This is a genomic window from Candidatus Cloacimonadota bacterium (genome assembly GCA_011372345.1).
Taxonomy (GTDB): Bacteria; Cloacimonadota; Cloacimonadia; order Cloacimonadales; family TCS61; genus DRTC01.
In genome coordinates this window covers 1-3,716 of the sequence record DRTC01000498.1, presented here as the reverse complement: position 1 = coordinate 3,716, position 3,716 = coordinate 1, and the positions used below count along the sequence as shown (strand labels likewise).

Annotated in this window: 4 protein-coding genes; all 4 read right to left on the bottom strand. The window is 39.4% G+C overall.

Annotation, left to right across the window (positions count from 1 at the left end; genetic code table 11):
• Nucleotides 1-118: 118 nt before the first annotated feature.
• Nucleotides 119-295: a M20/M25/M40 family metallo-hydrolase gene (locus ENL20_09620; protein ID HHE38814.1), complete on the bottom strand. Its 177-nt coding sequence runs from the start codon at nt 293-295 to the stop codon at nt 119-121.
• Entirely contained in the window at nt 296-553 is a 258-nt protein-coding gene (locus ENL20_09615; GenBank protein ID HHE38813.1) for a hypothetical protein, read from the bottom strand. It abuts the gene before it with no gap.
• Between the two features lie 341 nt (nt 554-894).
• On the bottom strand, nt 895-2,010 hold the full coding sequence (locus ENL20_09610) for a fibronectin type III domain-containing protein (protein HHE38812.1): 1,116 nt from the start codon (nt 2,008-2,010) through the stop codon (nt 895-897).
• A gap of 18 nt (nt 2,011-2,028) precedes the next feature.
• A complete protein-coding gene (locus ENL20_09605) occupies nt 2,029-3,588 on the bottom strand; it encodes a hypothetical protein (protein HHE38811.1) in 1,560 nt (519 codons plus the stop codon).
• Nucleotides 3,589-3,716: the final 128 nt, after the last annotated feature.

Genomic DNA, 3,716 nt, shown 5'->3' with positions numbered 1-3,716 from the left:
TATGAGCACTTTTGCCTTTGAAAATAATGTCTGCTTCTTGTGAATTAGCAAAGAAAATCCCCTTTTTCGAGGAAATTGTTCCAACAGGTAAATTCCCGGTTACATGAAGTGCATACGCTTACGAAACCTGATAATTTTCAAAAATTCCTGTTTGGATGATCTTTTGGGCTCCGCCTTTTCCTTCTTCAGCAGGCTGGAACAGAAATAAGATATTTTCTTCGAGCTTTTCCCTGACTACTTTTTCAATTAATCCCAGCAGAATTGTCATGTGCATATCATGTCCGCAGGCATGCATTTAACCGCGGTGTTTCGATTGAAAATCACAATCCGTTTCCTCTTTTATCGGAAGAGCATCCATATCAGCCCGAAACAGTTTATATTCTCCTTTTCCATAAGAATATTCGATTAAAATTCCGGTGAAATTAAATACATGAATTTTCAGGTTTTTAAAGTGTTTCAGAATATTTAGAATGTATTTATGAGTTTTATATTCTTCAAATCCAAGCTCCGGAATTTTGTGCAAATCTTTTCTAATTCTATATAAATCCAACATATTTTCTACCTCGATTTTCAAGAAGGGAATATCTTAAATCATCTTTTTTTTGTCAATTTTAATGAATAGATTTCAATCATTTTCTTAGCACCATAATAAAAAGAAAAATCTTAAAATTCCGAATTGCCCCCGTAGCTCAGCAAATTCATTCAGCCTATCTTCCGGTTGATTTCTGTAGTCCAGATCGAGTTTCTATTTTCCATCGAAAGAATTCGATGATTAATGTTTGAACATGCGTTCTCAATCATGAAATCAAAAAACCGGCTGCTCTCTCACAGCCGGTTTTTTTCTTATTCAGTTATTTTTTATTCACACTCGCAAGTGTGTTTTATCTCGATTTCTTATTCCTTATCTGAAGGATTCGACAACATCCTGCTCTCGCTATCAGCAGTTACATAATAGAATGTATCTACAACCGGACTCGTAACAGTCCACTCTTCGGGATTTGGAAAAGAACCTGTATCCGTAACTTCTGTCCAGGGTTGGGCAGCATAAGGATTTGTGGAGGAATAGATGTTGTAGCTTGCTGCGCCTGCAACAGGATCCCAGGTAAGAGTAATATCTGTTCCATCATGAGTTATGGCAACATTTGTGGGTACATCGAGAGTTCCTCCTCCTATAGTTAATGTATAATCTTCTACTTCCCCATAAGCTGTTTCACCACATGGACCATGACAACCGTCACCGGAGTATTTAAGACGAACACGCATTCTTGTATCACCTACGGCAGCATCGATTGGTACATCGAAGGTATAAGTTCCATTACCATAGCTTACGCAAAACAAATCTTCACCAGCATCTTCAAAATCATAATCATGGTTCCAGTCGATCCATAAACCTAAATCAGTATAATAAAAATTATAATTACAACTGGTAGTAATTTCAATCCCTGTATCTCCCGGTGTAACACTCGTAGATAGGGCTGTATAATCAGAATAAGGAGATGCTCCTGATGGATTATTGATATCTCCGATGGCAACACTTGTTATGTGTACGAATTGATTTGCACCTGAAGCTTCACAATACTCATTAACTGTAGTTGTAAAGGCAGCAGGAAGCGACCAGATACTTACATTTCCGTTGTAATATGATTGAACATAAACTTCATAATCTGTAGCTGGAGTTAAATCTCCACCAGTATAAGGATTTTCAGTTACCAATGGATAAGCCTGTTCATAAGATGATGTTCCGGGAGTAAACCCGGGAAGACCTACTTCGATATTCCATTGAGTTGCAGCTCCGTTTTCAGTCCAACAGAAAGTTGCTGCCGAAGAGGTAATATCACTAACAGTTAAATCTGTAGGTACAGGAATCGAGCCGGAACCACCCAACTCGATCACACCTGTTTCGGTCATCGAATAACCATCATAACTACCGCCTTTTCCCATATCGTTCAAACAAAAAAGATTGAATGTTATAAACAACACTGCCAACGAAATTAAATATTGCTTTTTCATAATTGATTCCTCCTGTCCTTATTTTGTTCTGCAAGCTCGAAAGCCGCTGCTGATGTCATGTCCGTCAAAACCTTGAGCTGCCTGTAAACGTTGTGATATTCTTAGAGCAGGAGCCGAAGCTGTTCCACTCCAACCTCCTCCTCGATATCCTGAACCTGTAGCACAATAATTTATACTTCCGTTTGATCCGGGCCAATTCAGTATATTGGCATAACCGCCTTCGCTGATGTTTCCGTCCCCGTGAGTTCCGTCGAAATCTCTGCCTGTCGGATTACCGAGAGTTACAGTCTGTTCCGAATTATTTCCACTCATTTCCATTATTCCGTAAAAAGTAGCACCTGAAGAAAGTCGATCAGTATCGCTTTTAGCAAATATACCGACTCGTAGAGGTCCTCGTCCGCCGTCTCCGCCGATGTGTTCATTACTGCCAAAAACAGCCCCGCCATCCGAAACATCATTAGTTACGGTTTCAGTTCCGTTTTCTGTTCCGCTGAGAACTATTGATACATCCGGACATATAGTTAAAGAATTCCAAGAATATCCGCGTTGAATATAATTATTTGTTCCACGACAGGATTTCTCGAATTCGAGTTCTGTCAGCGGTCGCAAACCAGCCCAATCAGCATAAGCCATTCCTTCCATCATGGTCATACAATTCAATGCTCTATCAGGTCGGGTGGTAGTAAAATTCGGATAAGATCCGGATAATGTGCCATGCCTGTAATCAGAGAAAGAATACCATAAATGAGAAGCTTGAGATGAAGTTACTGTATTACAAAAATCTACCCATTGCCCTTGAGATATTTCGTATTTCATACAATAAAAACCTTTATAACCTGTAGGATAGTCAGGGTTGTCGATCGTTCCTTGTCCGGTTGTGCAAATCCCTCCGTCTCCATCAATAGTTATTCCACCTAATAAAATGCTGTCATAGCAATATTCAGGATGAGAAGTTTGTCCAGTTTTACATCTGATAACTGTCTGCCCGTTAGTGATAAGCAAAGGATAACTGTCTGTTCCTTCAAAACAGGCAAATGATCCCATATTTGTTCCGGGATTACCGTCACCTGCATAAAAGTTTTCTTCCGGAACAAAACACATCTCAATCCCAAATACTCGAATTTCTACACTTTGATCATCCGATACTCCGTCGATACCGAAATTCCATATTATGACAGCATCGTTCCAATCATTATTACCGAATCCGGCAGCATTACGATAAATAAAAACTCCCGCCCTGCGATTGTCGCTGCCTTCGGAAGGATTTTCAATTACGCTTCCTGCCGGTGCAGTATGTCCACTTAAAGCCAGCGAGCAGTGATTCCAGTTTCCACCACTGACGCTGTATTTGGCAAATACCCACGCAGCATCCCAATTATCGGAGCTAAATTCCGTTCCGTCTCCATTCTCACGCCAACTGTTTTCCCAACTAATATCAAATTGGATATCGGCTGTTTGGTCAGTGTAGTTAACTTCACTGATCGTAGAATTTTCCAATACTAAATTGTTTGCCGTCAGCATTATTGGAAAAATCAAGATAAGCGTTAATATCACGCTTAATTTGTGTGTGTTTTTCATTTTTTGGCACTACAAGATTTTGTATGGTGCAAGGTCTAGTTTTCCTAAATAAAATAGGATTGAGATTCGATAATTTTCAAATCCGTAAAATCCTTTTGCAATTGTTTTAATTTTCTGAATCTTACCAT